Source organism: Govania unica (assembly GCF_027920805.1).
Taxonomy (GTDB): Bacteria; Pseudomonadota; Alphaproteobacteria; order Sphingomonadales; family Govanellaceae; genus Govanella; species Govanella unica.
In genome coordinates this window covers 38834-54453 of sequence record NZ_JANWOI010000002.1, presented here as the reverse complement: position 1 = coordinate 54453, position 15620 = coordinate 38834, and the positions used below count along the sequence as shown (strand labels likewise).

Annotated in this window: 14 protein-coding genes; 8 read left to right on the top strand and 6 right to left on the bottom strand. The window is 61.4% G+C overall.

All coding sequences use genetic code 11. The features are described from left to right. Positions 1-375 precede the first annotated feature (375 nt). The gene (gene tldD, locus NYP16_RS05145; protein WP_274943049.1) at positions 376-1809 is read left to right on the top strand and encodes a metalloprotease TldD; all 1434 of its coding nucleotides are present in this window, start codon (positions 376-378) and stop codon (positions 1807-1809) included. 3 nt (positions 1810-1812) lie between these two features. Next, entirely contained in the window at positions 1813-2091 is a 279-nt protein-coding gene (locus NYP16_RS14500) for a YkgJ family cysteine cluster protein (protein WP_346742473.1), read from the top strand. A gap of 180 nt (positions 2092-2271) precedes the next feature. On the opposite strand, the gene NYP16_RS05140 is transcribed toward NYP16_RS14500, so the two are convergent. Both NYP16_RS05140 and NYP16_RS05135 read right to left on the bottom strand, forming a co-directional pair. After that, the gene (locus tag NYP16_RS05140) at positions 2272-3633 is read right to left on the bottom strand and encodes a glutamate--cysteine ligase (protein WP_274943048.1); all 1362 of its coding nucleotides are present in this window, start codon (positions 3631-3633) and stop codon (positions 2272-2274) included. Between the two features lie 98 nt (positions 3634-3731). Continuing rightward, positions 3732-4487: a 16S rRNA (uracil(1498)-N(3))-methyltransferase gene (locus NYP16_RS05135; protein ID WP_274943047.1), complete on the bottom strand. Its 756-nt coding sequence runs from the start codon at positions 4485-4487 to the stop codon at positions 3732-3734. Positions 4488-4737: 250 nt separating this feature from the next. On the opposite strand from NYP16_RS05135, the gene ubiA reads away from it, so the two are divergent. The 4 genes from ubiA to NYP16_RS05115 all read left to right on the top strand — a co-directional run bounded on the left by ubiA (position 4738) and on the right by NYP16_RS05115 (position 9196). After that, positions 4738-5697, top strand: a complete 960-nt coding sequence (ubiA, locus tag NYP16_RS05130) for a 4-hydroxybenzoate octaprenyltransferase (protein WP_274943046.1) — start codon at positions 4738-4740, stop codon at positions 5695-5697. Between the two features lie 23 nt (positions 5698-5720). After that, positions 5721-6254: an inorganic diphosphatase gene (ppa, locus tag NYP16_RS05125; RefSeq protein WP_274943045.1), complete on the top strand. Its 534-nt coding sequence runs from the start codon at positions 5721-5723 to the stop codon at positions 6252-6254. A gap of 91 nt (positions 6255-6345) precedes the next feature. Further along, positions 6346-7854 (top strand): UbiD family decarboxylase, encoded by a 1509-nt coding sequence (locus NYP16_RS05120; protein ID WP_274943044.1) that lies wholly within the window; start codon positions 6346-6348, stop codon positions 7852-7854. Position 7855: 1 nt separating this feature from the next. Further along, positions 7856-9196 (top strand): TldD/PmbA family protein, encoded by a 1341-nt coding sequence (locus tag NYP16_RS05115; protein WP_274943043.1) that lies wholly within the window; start codon positions 7856-7858, stop codon positions 9194-9196. Positions 9197-9502: 306 nt separating this feature from the next. Here NYP16_RS05115 and NYP16_RS05110 read toward each other — a convergent pair whose 3' ends face one another. From NYP16_RS05110 to xseA, 4 genes are read right to left on the bottom strand one after another with little or no spacing between them, the layout of a single operon-like run. Further along, on the bottom strand, positions 9503-10240 hold the full coding sequence (locus tag NYP16_RS05110) for a TorF family putative porin (RefSeq protein WP_274943042.1): 738 nt from the start codon (positions 10238-10240) through the stop codon (positions 9503-9505). A gap of 39 nt (positions 10241-10279) precedes the next feature. Beyond that, positions 10280-11122, bottom strand: coding sequence for a M23 family metallopeptidase (locus NYP16_RS05105; RefSeq protein WP_274943041.1), 843 nt, complete (start codon positions 11120-11122; stop codon positions 10280-10282). Continuing rightward, positions 11119-11346: a DUF2093 domain-containing protein gene (locus NYP16_RS05100; RefSeq protein WP_274943040.1), complete on the bottom strand. Its 228-nt coding sequence runs from the start codon at positions 11344-11346 to the stop codon at positions 11119-11121. The genes NYP16_RS05105 and NYP16_RS05100 overlap by 4 nt, the downstream gene beginning before the upstream one ends. Then, complete coding sequence (gene xseA / locus NYP16_RS05095) at positions 11343-12902, bottom strand: exodeoxyribonuclease VII large subunit (RefSeq protein ID WP_274943039.1); 1560 nt, start codon at positions 12900-12902, stop codon at positions 11343-11345. The genes NYP16_RS05100 and xseA overlap by 4 nt, the downstream gene beginning before the upstream one ends. Positions 12903-13000: 98 nt before the next feature. Here xseA and purD point away from each other — a divergent pair, with 98 nt between their 5' ends. After that, on the top strand, positions 13001-14296 hold the full coding sequence (gene purD / locus NYP16_RS05090) for a phosphoribosylamine--glycine ligase (RefSeq protein ID WP_274943038.1): 1296 nt from the start codon (positions 13001-13003) through the stop codon (positions 14294-14296). 12 nt (positions 14297-14308) lie between these two features. After that, a complete protein-coding gene (locus tag NYP16_RS05085) occupies positions 14309-15376 on the top strand; it encodes a phosphotransferase family protein (RefSeq protein WP_274943037.1) in 1068 nt (355 codons plus the stop codon). Positions 15377-15620 lie beyond the last annotated feature (244 nt).

The following is a 15620-nucleotide window of genomic DNA, read 5'->3' as shown; positions in this document are numbered from 1 at the left end:
TCGTGAGTCCGATCACGCCGTAAAGCCTGAAACACTGGCATGCCGCAAGATTCACATTTCTCGCGGCATTTGAAACGCCCGTCGGACTTGACGGCCGGGGCTTCCGTGACACCAATGACGGTACACAAGAATTCCCCCCTGGGACGCTTCCTGCCTAATGCGGGCATGTTATACCAGAAAAAAACGCCGCTACAAGCTCATTGAGCTCCGGGCTGCCCCTCCAGCAGCCACATGGCTTTGCGCCGTTTTCCGCCTTTTTGCCCGGTGTTTTTCCTTGATCGGCGACCGCCCTCACCCCACATTGATACTACATACCTGCCCACGGCCCCGGCGCGGGCTGCGGTTTCACTTTTAATCACAAGGTCATCCCCCATCATGTCGAGCTCAGAAAGCCCTGAAACATTGTTTTATACCCGCACCGGCCTTGAGCCCAAGCGGGCAGAGGCGATCCTTGATGATGCGCTCAGCGGCATGGACGATGGCGAGCTGTTTCTCGAATATGTGCAATCAGAAAGTCTGACTTTTGACGACGGCCGCCTGAAAAGCGCCAATTTCGACGTGTCCCAGGGATTCGGCATGCGCGCGGTCTCGGGCGAGGCCACAGGCTTTGCCCATGCCTCGGAAATCTCCGAAGGCGCTTTGAAACGGGCGGCCGAAACCGTGCGCGCGGTCAAAACCGGCAGCGGCGGGACCATGAGCCTGTCGCCGGAGTCCACCAACCGTCATCTTTACCGCGACGCGAACCCCCTCCTCGGCGCGGAATTCGGCACCAAGGTGAAGTTGTTGCAGGACATCGACGCCTTCGCCCGCGGCCTTGACCCGCGCGTGAAACAGGTGTCTGCCTCCCTGTCCGGGGAATGGCAGGCGGTTGAGATTATTCGTGCAAGCGGCATCCGGGTGCGTGATATCCGGCCGCTTGTGCGGCTGAACGTGAGCGTGGTGGTGGCCGACGGCGACCGTATGGAGGCGGGCTATCAGGGTGCTGGCGGACGCCGTGACTATGTGGCCTTTTTCGATCCCGCGAACTGGCAGGGTCAGGTTCAGGAGGCGCTGCGTCAGGCGCTCGTCAATCTTGACAGCGTCCCCGCTCCGGCCGGGGAAATGGATGTGGTGCTTGGCCCAGGCTGGCCCGGCGTTCTGTTGCATGAAGCCATCGGCCATGGGCTTGAGGGCGATTTCAACCGCAAGAAAACCTCGGCCTTCGCCGGATTGCTTGGGCAGCGCGTGGCGGCTCCGGGGGTGACCGTGGTCGATGACGGCACGCTCGACGGGCGGCGCGGGTCTTTGACCGTCGATGACGAAGGCACCCCCACGTCATCCACTGTGCTGATCGAGGACGGCATTCTGAAGGGCTATATCCAGGACCGCATGAACGCCCGGCTGATGGGCGTCGCCCCTACCGGCAACGGACGGCGGCAGAGCCATGCCCATTCGCCCATGCCGCGCATGACCAACACTTATATGCTGAACGGTCATCACGATCCGGCCGAAATCCTGTCTTCGGTGAAACGCGGGCTCTATGCCGTTAATTTCGGCGGCGGTCAGGTCGATATCACCTCGGGCAAATTCGTCTTTTCCTGCACCGAGGCCTATATGATCGAAAATGGCAAAATCGGCGCGCCGGTCAAGGGCGCGACCCTGATCGGCAACGGCCCCGACGTGCTGACCCGGGTCAGCATGATCGGCAATGACATGAAACTCGATGACGGCGTCGGCGTCTGCGGCAAGGGCGGCCAGTCCGTGCCCGTAGGAGTCGGCCAACCCACCCTGCGCATCAATGGCTTGACGGTCGGCGGCACGGCAGCTTAACCCATGCACCCGGAGGGTGGCCTTATGAACTGCCGCGAATATTGTGGAGCCTGTTGTACGGCCCCCTCCATTTCAAGCCCAATCCCCGGCATGCCTGACGGAAAGCCCGCTGGGGTCCGCTGCGTGCAGCTTGACGATCAGGAACGATGCCGGATTTTCGGGTTGCCCGAGCGGCCGGCAGTCTGTGCCTCGTTTCAAGCAAATGAACAGATGTGCGGCAGTAGCCGGGACCATGCGTTGCAGTGGTTGAGCTGGCTTGAGGTCGAGACGCGGCCGAGTTGACAGCGGAAGGGTGGATTACCGGGTCAAGCCCGGTAATGACAGATTATGTCATTGCGAGGCGTAGCCGAAGCAATCCAGTTCTTTCGGCGGTACTCTGGATTGCTTCGGCTTCGCCTCGCAATGACGGGCTTTATTCTGACTTGTCATTACCGGGCTTGACCCGGTAATCCATCGCTTATCTCAATAAGCCAGTTCTTCGAACACTGGGTCGACGCTGCCGCCCCAAGGGCCGCTGTAGCCTGCGAGCAGGCGGTCGGCTGGGGTTTCGCCGGTTATGGCGTCGTCCCACAGGGGAGCCAGGTAGATGCTTTCGTCTTCGCCTTCGACATCGAGAAGGCCCCGGCGACGCAGGCCGCCGTCGGCGATGGCGAGGACTTCCTTGGCGAGATCCTGCATGGTGCCGCTGCGGAACGGGGTCTGGAGCGCGAGGCGTGGAACATCGTCACGGAGCGCCTGATGTTCGGCTACCGTCCAGTCCTTGACCAGTTGCGACGCCGCATCGAGCGCCGCATCGTCATAAAGAAGACCGACCCAAAAGGCAGGCAATGCTTTCAGGTAATCGACCGGGCCTACGTCGGCCCCACGCATTTCAAGGAATTTCTTTAGCCGCACTTCCGGGAACAGGGTCGTCAGATGGTCCTGCCAATCCTTGATGGTGGGCAGTTCCCCCGGCAACGCAGGCAGCTTGCCGACCATGAAATCGCGGAAAGACTGGCCCGAGGCATCAATGTACTGGCCGTTGCGATAAACAAAATACATCGGCACATCAAGGACATAGTCCACGTACCGTTCGAAACTCATGCCCGGCTCGAAGACAAAGGGCAGAATGCCGCAGCGGTCCGGATCGGTATCGGTCCAGATATGCGAACGGTAGGTTTGGAACCCGTTGGGCTTGCCTTCGGTAAAGGGCGAATTGGCAAACAGCGCCGTGGCCACCGGCTGCAGGGCCAGCGAGACGCGGAATTTTTCGACCATGTCGGCTTCGGAGGAAAAATCGAGATTCACCTGCACCGTCGAGGTGCGCAGCATCATATCAAGGCCGAGATTACCCCGAGTCGGCATATAGCGGCGCATGATGTCATAACGACCCTTGGGCATAACCGGGATCTCGTCCCGCCGCTTGGTCGGATGGAACCCGATGCCCATGAAGCGGATGCCGAGCGGATCACCGACCTGATGGATTTCGCGGATATGTGTGTCAATCTCGGCCGAATTGTCATGGAGCGTCACCAGCGGCCCGCCCGACAATTCAAACTGCCCGCCGGGTTCGAGGCTGATCGAGGCGCCATCGCGTTCCATGGCAATGGGATGGTCGCCTTCGAAGATCGGCTTCCAGCCCAAACCGGCCAGACCGTCAAACATGGCGCGAACGCCGGACGGGCCCGCATAGGGGATGGGGTTGAGGTCGGCGGTGGTGAAGCCGAACTTTTCATGCTCGGTCCCGATGCGCCAGTCGGCCTCAGGCTTCGACCCGGAGGCGAGATAGGCCACAAGCTCGCTTTTGCTTTCAATGGTAGCAGCCAAAGTTTCGTGGATTCCCATCTGCCCTTCGGTCCCCATATGACGATCCTATTGTTCTAAAATTGTCGAACATATGTAAAGCCTGCTCGTGACATTGCAAGCGGGCAGAACGAGAAAATTTAGCCGCGCCAGTCTCCCAGCACCGATTGCCACAACGTCAAGGCCACGATCGCCGCCGTATCGGCCCTGAGAATCCGCGGACCGAGCGACACCGGCAGCACATAGGGCAAGGCCCGAAGCCGCGCCCGTTCATCGGCATGAAACCCGCCTTCCGGGCCGATCAACACGGCATAAGGCCCGGGCTCGGCCGCCTGCAGGGCGGTCAGCATGGGCCGCGCGTCGCCGCCCTCATCACAAAATATCAGCCGCCGGGCCGGATCCCAACCGTCAAGAACGCGGTCGAGGTCCTGGGGGTCATAAATTTCCGGCACTTCGAGCCGATCGCATTGTTCCGCCGCCTCGATCGCGTTCGATTCGAGGCGGTTTTCCTTGACCCGCTCCACATTGGTGAAGCGCGTGAACACCGGGCGGATGCCCGACACGCCAAGCTCCACCGCCTTTTGCACAATGAAATCAAGCCGCGCCCGTTTAATCGGCGCAAACAGCAGCCAGATATCGGGGCTCACACCCTGCGGCCGGCTTTGCGACAGCACCCGAAGGCCACCGCGCCCTTTCCGCAAGTCATTGATCGCCGCCACCCACTCGCCGTCCCGGCCGTTGAACACACGCACGAGATCACCGGCTTTGCGGCGGATCACATGTTCCAGATAATGCCCCTGATCCGGGGTCAGCGCCAACACAGCATCGGCCCGCAAATCCGCCGTGACAAACAGGCGGATCGGGGTCACATAAGGGACTGAAACAGCATCGGTCATGGCAAGACTATGTCCTTGATTGTCAGGCCTCAGTCATTAACCTCATATGGGGATGGGACAAAGTTTAATCTATGAGTTTGTCGTGGATATGGCCTGGTTAAAAACGGATACACCAACCTGTCATACGCGGGCTTGACCCGCGTATCCATGGCTCTAGCGGTTGAATGGCGGAGAGATGGATTGCCGGGTCAAGCCCGGCAATGACAGTAGATACGATACCAAAGACAGCTGACATGGAGAAAGGCCGCCTATGACCATCGACCGCGAAGATAGCCCTGCCGATGCTGTGACCGGCAGTTGGGTGGATCATGGGGCGCCCAGCTGGATGCGGCCTTATCTCCGGCTTGCGCGGGCGGATCGGCCGATTGGGGCCTGGTTGTTGCTGTGGCCTTGTTTTTGGGCGCTGACGCTGGCGCGGCCGGAGTGGCGGCAGTGGGGGCTTTATATTCTGTTTTTCATTGGCGCTTTTGTCATGCGCGGGGCGGGATGTGTCTTTAATGACATTGTCGACCGTGATTTCGATCGCCGGGTTGAACGCACGCGCAACCGGCCGCTGGCTTCGGGGGCGGTCAATCTGGTGCAGGCTCTGGCCTTTATGGGGCTGTTGCTGTTTGTCGGTCTGCTGGTTCTGTTGATGCTCAATCCGTTTTCGGTCTGGCTTGGGGCCGGGTCGCTGGTCATCGTGGCGATTTACCCCTTCATGAAGCGCTTCACCGACTGGCCGCAGCTGGTGCTTGGGTTTGCCTTCAACTGGGGGGCGCTTCTCGGTTGGGCGGCGGTGACGGGGTCGCTTTCGGCACCGGCGGTAGCGCTTTATCTGGGCGGGATCCTGTGGACGCTCGGCTATGACACGATCTATGCCCATCAGGACAAGGACGACGACGCGCTGATCGGCGTGCGCTCGACCGCGCGTCGGTTTGGCGGCCGGACCAAGCTCTGGCTGGTTGGATTTTACAGCGGCATGCTCGCGCTCCTGGCGCTTGCCGGATACCTTGCAAATCTTCACTGGGTGTTCTATGTGGTGGGCGCGCTTGTTGCAGTGCAGCTTTATGCCCAAATCATTCGCGTGGATATCGACGACCCCGACATCTGTCTCAAGGTGTTTCGCTCGAACCACCTGACCGGGGCTCTGGTGTTTCTGGCTATCGCCCTTGCTCATATTGCGGCCTGGGTGTCGCCTTACCTGCAAACAACCGCCACGGCACAATAATTTCGCGCGGAGCGGCTAGAACTATGGATATTTCCAAGATCCCCACCGGCAATGATGCGCCATGGGACATCAATGTCATCATCGAAGTGCCGGTTGGCGGCGACCCGGTGAAATATGAAATGGACAAGGACTCGGGCGCACTGTTTGTCGACCGCATCATGCATACGTCCATGCGCTATCCATGCAACTATGGCTTTATCCCGCACACCCTTTGCGGCGACGGCGATCCCGCCGACGTGCTGGTGGTGGCGCGCAGCCAGTTCATCCCGGGGTCGGTCGTGCGCGCCCGTCCGATCGGGGTTCTGATGATGGAAGACGAAGGCGGCACCGACGAAAAAATCCTCGCCGTGCCGGTCGACAAGCTGTTCCCGTTCTATAAGGGCGTCAAATCCTACAAGGAACTGCCCGAGATCATCATCGATCAGATCGCCCATTTCTTCGAGCATTACAAAGATCTCGAACCCGGCAAATGGGTCAAGATTTCAGGCTGGCGCGATGCTGACGAAGCCGCCCGTCTCATCAGTGAGTCGATCGAGCGTCACAACGCCACGGCGTAAAGCGCTAGATTCTCAAGAGCAAAGCCGATAAGACTGAACACCCGTATTGCACATGGCGATGCGGGTGTTTTGCTATTTCGCAAGGGCGACCATGGCCTATCGTAATTTGCGCGAATTTCTCGACCGCCTTGAAAAAACCGGCCGCCTTGTGCGCGTCACCGAGCCGGTTTCGGCCGATCTTGAACTGACCGAAATCCAGACCCGCGTCATCGCCGAAGGCGGACCGGCCTTGCTGTTCGAACATGTGATCCAGGCCGACGGCCGCAAAAGCGACATGCCGGTGCTGGTCAATCTGTTCGGCACCGTCGAACGCGTGGCCTGGGGCATGAACCGCGAACCCCATGAACTGCGCGAAGTGGGTGAGACCCTCGCCTTCCTGCGCCAGCCTGAACCGCCGGGCGGCTGGCGGGAAGCGCTTGAAATGCTGCCGCTTCTGAAAACCGTCATGGCCATGAAGCCCAAAACGGTGTCGCGCGCCCCGGTGCAGGAGATTGTCCTCACCGGCGATGATATCGATCTTGCCCGCCTGCCCATTCAGGGCTGCTGGCCCGGCGAGCCTGCGCCCTTGATCACCTGGCCGCTTGTGGTCACCAAGGGTCCGAGCACGTCGAAACAGGATGATTTCAACCTCGGCATCTATCGCATGCAGGTGACGGGCAAGAACACCACGCTCATGCGCTGGTTGCGCCATCGTGGCGGGGCCCAGCATCATCAGCGCTGGGCCGCCGAAAAGCGCGAGCCCCTGCCCGCCGCCGTGGTGCTTGGCGCCGATCCCGGCACCATTCTGGCTGCTGTAACGCCGGTGCCGGAGACGGTATCGGAATATGCCTTCGCCGGACTGCTGCGCGGGTCGCGGGTCGAGCTTGTGGATTGCAAGACCGTACCCTTGAAAGTCCCGGCCGAGGCCGAGATCGTGCTTGAAGGCTATGTCTCGCTTGAGGATTACGGCGACGAGGGGCCTTACGGCGACCATACCGGCTATTACAATTCGGTTGAAAGCTTCCCGGTGTTCACGGTCACCGCCATCACCATGCGGCGCGATCCGATTTATCTGTCGACCTATACCTCGGCCCCGCCGGATGAGCCTTCGATCTTGGGTGAGGCGCTCAATGAGGTGTTCATTCCGCTCCTGCAACAACAATTCCCGGAAATCCTCGATTTCTGGTTGCCGCCTGAGGGCTGTTCCTACCGCATTGCCGTCGTCACCATGAAAAAAGCCTATCCCGGTCACGCCAAGCGGGTGATGATGGGGGTCTGGTCCTATCTGCGGCAGTTCATGTACACCAAATTTGTCATCGTGGTGGACGAGGACATCAATGCCCGCGACTGGAAAGAGGTCATGTGGGCCATCTCGACCCGTGTCGATCCGGCCCGCGACATGACAGTGATTGAAAACACCCCAATTGATTACCTCGATTTCGCCTCGCCGGTCTCGGGGCTCGGGTCCAAGCTCGGGCTTGACGCCACCAACAAATGGCCGGGCGAAACCAATCGCGAATGGGGCGAAAAAATCTATATGCGCGACGATATCATCGACCGCGTGGACGAAAAATGGGCGCGGCTCGGAATTCCTGGCAGCGGCCGCAAAATCTGGAAGTGATATGGCACAAGATAAGCTCGATCTCCTCGCCTCGCTGATCGACGAGGCCCGCGCCCAAGGGGCCGACGCCGCCGATGCCGTGCTGTTCGAGGGACGCTCGCAACAGATCTCCGTGCGCCTTGGCGAGGTCGAGGATGTGGAACGTTCGGAAGCCCAGGACCTCGGGCTTCGGGTCTTTGTCGGGCAATCGCAGGCCATTGTGTCCTCGACCGATTTCACGCGGTCGTCGCTGTCAGTGCTGGTGGAACGCGCGGTGGCCATGGCCCGGGTGGCTCCGGCCGATCCCTATTGCGGTCTGGCCGATGCCGGGCTTCTGGCCCGGGCGCCGTTTCCGGATTACGACCTTTACGACCCGACGCCGATCTCGGCCGAGGACCTCAAGGCCCGCGCCTTTGCCGCCGAAGCCGCAGCCCTCGCCATCCCGGGCGTGAGCAATTCCGAAGGTGCCGGAGCCAGCGCCGGGTCAAGCAGCGTGACGCTTGTGGCCAGCAACGGCTTTGCCGGGCATTATCGGGGCAGTTCGCACAGCATTTCGGTGTCCGTGCTGGCTGGCGACGGCACCGGCATGGAACGCGACTATGATTTCTCCAGCGCGCGCCATCTCGGCGATCTTGAAAGCCCGGACACCGTCGGCCGCCGGGCCGGGGAACAGACCGTGCGGCGGCTCAATCCGCGTAAAATCAAGACCGGGCAGATGCCGCTGCTGTTCGATCCGCGGGTGTCGCGGACGCTGCTTGGCCATCTCGCCGGAGCCGTCAACGGGCAGGCCATCGCCCGCGGCACGAGCTTTTTGAAGGACCGCATGGGCCAAAGCATTTTCGCAAGCGGCATCCGCGTGCTCGACAATGCGACGCTGAAGCGCGGCTTGTCCTCGCGCCCGTTCGATGGCGAGGGACTGACCACCAATCCGCTGGCCCTGATCGAGGACGGCGTGCTGAAAAGCTGGGTACTTGATACGGCGTCAGCCAAGCAACTCGGCCTCCATTCCACCGGCCACGCCCGCCGCGGGGCCTCAGGCCCGCCCGGCCCGGGCCTCACCAATCTCTATATGGAAGCGGGACAGGCGACCCCCGCCGAACTGATGTCAGATATCAAGTCCGGCTTCTATATCACTGAATTAATTGGCATGGGCGTCAATGGCGTCACCGGCGACTATAGCCGGGGCGCGGCCGGATTCTGGATCGAAAACGGCGTGATCACCCACCCGGTCAGCGAAGTGACCATTGCCGGAAACCTGATCACCATGTTCAAGACGCTGATCCCCGCCAATGACCTGCAATTCCGCTACGGCACCGATGCCCCTACCCTGCGCATCGACGGCATGATGGTGGCGGGGAGCTGAGTTTAAGCATTGTCATTGCCGGGCTTGACCCGGCAATCCATGGGTCCGACGCTGTGCCGGTTGCCAGATGGATACCCGGGTCAAGCCCGGGTATGACAAGTGGTGGGTGAGGGCTTGAAGGGCTTGAGGGCTTGGTGTGCCAGAAGCTGATTTAACCTCTCCCCAAATACTGTCATTGCCGGGCCTGACCCGGCAATCCATGCCTCCACCGCTGTGCCGTTTGACAGATGGATACCCGGATCAAGTCCGGGTATGACAAAGTCGTCAGAGAGAGCATAGGCGCGCAGCAAGGGCGGCTTGATCCGATCAGAAGCTTTTACCGATGCTGAACAGCACGCGGCTATCGGCGAGATTGTTGTCCTTAAGGTCCGTATCCACATAGGCCAGCGACAGATCGAGGCCGTAAATCCGGGCGGCGAGGCCGGCGCTCCAATCGAGTTTGTTCGTCCTTTGACCGAAATCTTCGTAGCCAATATGGAACACGGCGGTCAGCGGCAGTTGCGCGACAGGAAGCGGGATTTGCAGGTCCGAGAACAGATAAATCGCATCCGAATTGCCATAGGCGTTCTGGCCCGAAAACACATAGGCGGCGCCGGCGCTGACGGCCACCAGGCCCAAGTCATAGCTCGCCTTGCCTGTCAGCTCGACATAGTCGCCTTTCCACTTGTCACCGGGATAGGTGTAATAGGACAGGAACAGATCAAAGCTGATACCCGACAGCTCTTTTGCATAACCGGCGACGTAATCGACTTCGAAGGTGCCCTCCCCAGGATGGAAACGCCCCGTCGAGCCCCAGGTGCCGACATAGAAACCACTGTCATGGCTGAGCGTCAGGCCACCTTGCAGGGCTGGTTGATGATCGCTCAAGGAGACGCCGCGAAAGATATATTCCGAGGCAAAATCCACATGGCCCGAAACTGAGAAGGGCCCCTCTTCCGCGGTTTGGGCAAAAGCCTTGTCAGCCACCCCACCCCCAGCGCCAACCGTCATTGCCAATGCGAAAGCGCCGCGGGTCACATGTTTTTTCATCTGCTCTGATCTCATATTTCCTCGTCCTGGTCTCATTTTCTGATGATCGGGCTGTCAGCGCAACGCCTCAAGCAGCAACGCCGGATCTAGCCGGATATCGAACCAGTTAACCCGCCAATCAAGATGGGGGCCGGTGACCCGCCCCGAAGCCCCGAGCTTGCCAATGATCTGTCCCGCCGCCACCCGTTCGCCCGGCCTGACATTGAAGCTGTCGAGATGCATCAGCACCGAGGACAGGCCATGACCATGATCAATGAGCACCGTCGCCCCGGTGTAATAAAGATCGTGTTCGGCGAGCGTCACCACCCCGGCGGCAGGAGCGCGGACCGGACTGCCGCGCGGACCGGCCAGATCGAGCCCGTAATGGGGCTGACGCGGCTGGCCGTTCAGAATACGCTGACTACCGTAGACGCCGCTGATCGGGCCTTCGGCCGGACGGATGAACCCGTTTGCCAGCGCCGCCCAGACACCGCCTTCGTCGCTGTCGATTTTACGCGCGGCGGCGACCTGCTCATTTTCAAGGGCAATGCGTTTGAGCGCGGCAGGGTCCGGTGTCACCATGGTTTCGGGCAAGCCATCAATCCGCTGAATATCAAACTTGCGCGGAAGGACGGCAAGCTCCACACGCTCGATTTCACCGGACGATCTTGTGATCAGCAACATGGCCTTTTCGGGGGCATCACGGCCGAATCCGAACAAAAAGCGGCCGTCGGAATCTAGCCGGATATCCCGGCCGTCCAGCGTCACCCGGCTGCCCGGCTCCGCCTGCCCGGTCACCAATCCGCCCTGGGTCAGATGGCCTTTGAGCGCGATCGGTTCGGCCGCAAACGCGGGCAGGACGAAAACCGCCAGCAGAGCCGCCAGCAAAACCGGAAGCCTGCGGGCCCAAACGGTCATCGTTGCGCCTTTGCCCGCCGTTCCTCGTGAACTCGGGTAGCGGTGGCGCTGTCTTTATAGGCTTCCTGGCGAATGTGGCACCAGTATTTGATCTCCCGGATCGGGATGCGCTCCCCGGTGCCCGCGCAGATGACATGGCTGCCCGGGCTCAGAATTTCGTAATCGCTGGTGAAATACCGCACTTTGGCCAGACGGTCCGCGCCCGGCATCATCAGGTCTTTCATAATAAGCTTCCTTGTGTATCAGTTGGTTTCGATTTGATCTTATCACGCGGGGCGGACGCCAGTCCGGCGGCACGGGCCGCCACGCGTCCGTCGGCGAATTCAATTTCAAGATCGGCTCCGGGCTTGACCCCGACCACCCGCGTCACCGGATGACCGGCGGCGTCGCGCACCAGGGCAAAGCCGCGCGACAACACCTGGCCATAACCAAGAGTCTCCAACAGCCGCGACTGCGCCAGGAGATCTTGACTGGCGGCCCGGAAGCGAAGCTCCCCGGCCCGCGCCATGCGGCCTTCAAGCGTCAGGAGGCGTTCGCGGCCGCGTGTCAAGTCGCGGGAGATCATCTCGGGCCGCAAATGCCGGGTGAGGCCCTGAAGGGAAAGCCCGCGCGTCTCGACCCCGGCGTTGAGCGCCCGCATCCCCCGCGCGGTGAGATCCCGGGCCACACGCAGCGCCGTACGCAGCCGTTCGGCCAGCACATGAGGCGTGAGCGCCGCACCAAGCGCCGCAACCCGCGCCGCCCGCCGTTCCACCAGCGTCAGAAGCCCGCGCGGCAGGCGGTCACCGATATCGTCCAAACGCTGCCCCGGCAGCGCCAGCAGGGATTGCGGCTGCGGCAGTCCGCGCGCGAGGCCGCGCAGCCGTTCCGCCCGCTCCCCAAGCCCGCGCATGCGCGCCTGTTGCAAACGGCGGCCAAGATCGCTGATCGCGGCTTCGAGATCGGCTTTGACCGGCACCGCCTTTTCCGCCGCCGCCGTCGGGGTCGGCGCGCGCAGGTCGGAGGCATAATCAATGAGGGTGGTGTCGGTTTCATGGCCAACGGCGGAGATGAGCGGAATCTGGCTTTCGGCGGCGGCGCGGACGACGATTTCCTCGTTGAACGCCCAAAGATCCTCAAGACTGCCACCACCACGAGCGACGATCAGCAGATCCGGGCGCGGAATGACGCCACCGGGAGCAAGCGCGTTGAAGCCCCGGATCGCGCGCGCCACCTGTTCGGCCGAGCCCTCCCCCTGCACCAGCACCGGCCAGACCAGCACCTCACGCGGGAAGCGATCAGCCAGACGATGCAGAATATCGCGAATCACCGCCCCGGTGGGCGAAGTCACCACCCCGATCACCCGTGGCAGATAGGGGATGGGCCGCTTGCGCGCCGGATCGAACAACCCTTCGGCCGCGAGTTTTTTCTTGCGCTCCTCCAGCAGCGCCATCAGCGCGCCGACGCCCGCCGGTTCCATATGCTGAATCACCAGCTGATATTTCGAGCGTCCGGGATAGGTCGTGAGCTTACCGGTGGCAATGACCTCAAGGCCGTCCTGTGGCGCCACCGGCAATTTCAGCGCCGTCCCCTTCCAGCAAACGGCGTCGATCAGCGCGTCGGCGTCCTTGAGCGCGAGATAGAGATGCCCCGATGTCGCCCGCTTGAACCCGGTGATCTCGCCACGTACGCGCACATAGTCATAGGTCTCCTCGACCGTGCGTTTGAGCGCATAGGACAGCTCGGACACCGTGTATTCACGGACATTACTTGGGGGTGTGGCAGCATCAGAACTGGTCAAAGGGGATTCTCTTATGCGTGAAGGGTGGCTTGCGTCATAGGACCCCTATGCTACAAGAACGTGAATGATATCGCAGCAAGATCGAAAGACGAACCCCCGTGACACAGACCCTCAATATCCTGCTTATCGGCTCCGGCGGACGTGAACATGCACTGGCCTGGTCCTTGGCCGCCTCGCCGCTTGTTGGCAAGCTTTATTGCGCGCCCGGCAATGGCGGAATCGTGCAATCGGCCGACTGCGTGACGCTCGATCCGCTGGATCTTGATGCAGTGGTGAGGTTTTGTCGGGATAAAAATATCGGGCTTGTGGTTGTCGGCCCCGAAGCGCCGCTTGTGGCCGGGCTTGTGGATCGGCTGACCTCCGAAGGCATCAAGGCGTTCGGTCCGACGGCGGCTGCCGCAGCCCTTGAGGGGTCGAAGGGCTTCACCAAGGATCTTTGCGCCCGGAACGGCATTCCGACCGCAGCCTATGCCCGGCTTCGCGATGCTGATGCCGCCAAGGCTTATCTCAGAACCCAAGCGCTGCCGATCGTCATCAAGGCCGACGGCCTCGCCGCCGGCAAGGGCGTCATCATCGCCGAAAGCCTGAGTGAGGCCGACGCCGCCATCGACGACATGTTCGGCGGTGAATTCGGTGCCGCTGGCGCGGAAGTGGTGATCGAGGAATTCATGACCGGCGAGGAGGCAAGCTTTTTCGTCCTCACCGACGGCGAGCATATCCTGCCGATGGCGACGGCACAGGATCACAAGCGGGTCGGCGACGGCGATACCGGGCCGAACACCGGCGGCATGGGGGCCTATTCCCCGGCCAGCATCATGACTGACGAGCTGACCGCCCTTGCCATCGACAGCATCATCAAGCCGACCGTGCGCGGCATGCAGGCGCTCGGGATCCCCTATAAGGGCGTGCTTTATGCCGGCCTGATGCTGACGCCCGAGGGGCCGAAGCTTGTGGAATATAACGCCCGTTTCGGCGATCCTGAATGTCAGGTGCTGATGACGCGGCTTAAATCCGACCTGGTCACGGCGCTTCTTGCGGTGGTGGACGGCAATCTCGATCAGGTCTCGCTGCAATGGCGGGACGAGGTGGCCTTGACCGTGGTCATGGCCGCCAAGGGCTATCCGGGCGCATACGACAAAGGCACGGAAATTCGCGGGCTCGACGCCGCCGGAGCGGTTGAGGGTGTGCAGGTGTTCCATGCCGGGACGCAGGCGAAGGACGGCAAAATCCTCGCCAGCGGAGGTCGGGTGCTGAATGTCACCGCCGTCGGCAAAACCGTGACCGAAGCCCGGGACCGCGCCTATCAAGCCGTCGATCTTATCGACTGGCCCGAAGGATTTTCCCGCCGTGACATCGGCTGGCGGGAAATAGAACGAGAAACAAAAACCGACTGATCAGGAGACTTCATGACCTCACGGCAGCAGGAAAATGAAGGCACGGGCGCGGTGCGTCCGGGTCTGGAAATCGACGTCGCGGCGCTCGACCGTTATATGAGCGCCCATATCGACGATTATCAGGGCCCGCTCACGATCGAGCAATTCAAGGGTGGGCAATCAAACCCGACCTACAAGCTCACGACACCCGGCCATGCCTATGTGCTGCGCCGCAAGCCGCCGGGGAAGCTCCTGAAGTCCGCCCATGCCGTGGACCGTGAATTCAAGCTGCTGGCGGCGCTCTATCCCGCCGGAGTACCGGTGGCCCGACCCTATGTGCTTGAGGAAGATGACAGCATCATCGGCACCGCCTTTTACATCATGGAATTCGTCGGCGGCCGGATTTACTGGGAGGCCGCCCTGCCCGGCCTCGCCCCGGCCGAACGCACGGCCATTTACGACGCCATGAACGACAGCATCGCGCGGCTGCACCGGGTCGATTATCAGGCCGTGGGACTGGGCGATTATGGCCGCCCCAAGGACTATATCCGCCGTCAGGTGGCGCGCTGGTCCGACCAGTATCAGGCGAGCAAGACCGAAGAAATTCCGGCCATGGACAATCTCATGGCCTGGCTGCCGGACCATATCCCGGCCGCCGAGGATGTCTCGGTGGTGCATGGCGATTATCGCGTCGACAATCTAATCTTTCATCCGACCGAACAACGGGTTGCCGCCATTCTCGACTGGGAGCTGTCGACCATCGGTCATCCGCTGGCCGATTTTTCCTATGCCACCATGCTGTGGCGGCTGCCGCCCGACGTGTTCAACGGCATTCGCGGGCTGGACCTGCAAGCGCTTGGAATTCCGTCCGAGGAAGACTATGTGGCCGCCTATTGCCGCCGCACCGACCGCGACGGCATTCCCGACTGGGATGTCTATATGATCTACAACATCTTCCGCCTGGCCGGAATCATGCAGGGCATCATGGGCCGGGTGGTCGCCGGCACCGCCTCAAGCGCCCATGCGGTCGCGAATGGCAAACTGGCAAAACCGCTGGCCGAAATCGCCTGGGCTGAGGTGGAACGGCTGGGGCTTGTGTAGGCGGAGACATGGATACGCGGGTCAAGCCCGCGTATGACAGGTTTTGTTGCTGATGGATGGCAGGTTTTGTTTCAGGTTTTCCCCACGCTTCCCTCAACTGTCATGGCCGGGCTTGACCCGGCCATCCATCGTGGTGGCAGGGACCGCCTCAAGCACCCATGCGGTTGCCAACGGCAAACTGGCAAAACCGCTAGCCGAAATCGCCTGAACTGAGGTGGACAGCTGAGGCTTGCGTGACCGTTCA

What these genes read in the sequence shown, in the direction of transcription:
- NYP16_RS05135 (WP_274943047.1), bottom strand. Translation starts at nt 4,487, where the DNA reads ATGACCGATGCTGTTTCAGTCCCTTATGTGACCCCGATCCGCCTGTTT.
- NYP16_RS05140 (WP_274943048.1), bottom strand. Translation starts at nt 3,633, where the DNA reads ATGGGAATCCACGAAACTTTGGCTGCTACCATTGAAAGCAAAAGCGAG.
- NYP16_RS05115 (WP_274943043.1), top strand. Translation starts at nt 7,856, where the DNA reads ATGGCACAAGATAAGCTCGATCTCCTCGCCTCGCTGATCGACGAGGCC.
- NYP16_RS05120 (WP_274943044.1), top strand. Translation starts at nt 6,346, where the DNA reads ATGGCCTATCGTAATTTGCGCGAATTTCTCGACCGCCTTGAAAAAACC.
- ppa (WP_274943045.1), top strand. Translation starts at nt 5,721, where the DNA reads ATGGATATTTCCAAGATCCCCACCGGCAATGATGCGCCATGGGACATC.
- NYP16_RS05085 (WP_274943037.1), top strand. Translation starts at nt 14,309, where the DNA reads ATGACCTCACGGCAGCAGGAAAATGAAGGCACGGGCGCGGTGCGTCCG.
- NYP16_RS05110 (WP_274943042.1), bottom strand. Translation starts at nt 10,240, where the DNA reads ATGAGATCAGAGCAGATGAAAAAACATGTGACCCGCGGCGCTTTCGCA.
- NYP16_RS05100 (WP_274943040.1), bottom strand. Translation starts at nt 11,346, where the DNA reads ATGAAAGACCTGATGATGCCGGGCGCGGACCGTCTGGCCAAAGTGCGG.
- tldD (WP_274943049.1), top strand. Translation starts at nt 376, where the DNA reads ATGTCGAGCTCAGAAAGCCCTGAAACATTGTTTTATACCCGCACCGGC.
- NYP16_RS05105 (WP_274943041.1), bottom strand. Translation starts at nt 11,122, where the DNA reads ATGACCGTTTGGGCCCGCAGGCTTCCGGTTTTGCTGGCGGCTCTGCTG.
- ubiA (WP_274943046.1), top strand. Translation starts at nt 4,738, where the DNA reads ATGACCATCGACCGCGAAGATAGCCCTGCCGATGCTGTGACCGGCAGT.
- NYP16_RS14500 (WP_346742473.1), top strand. Translation starts at nt 1,813, where the DNA reads ATGCACCCGGAGGGTGGCCTTATGAACTGCCGCGAATATTGTGGAGCC.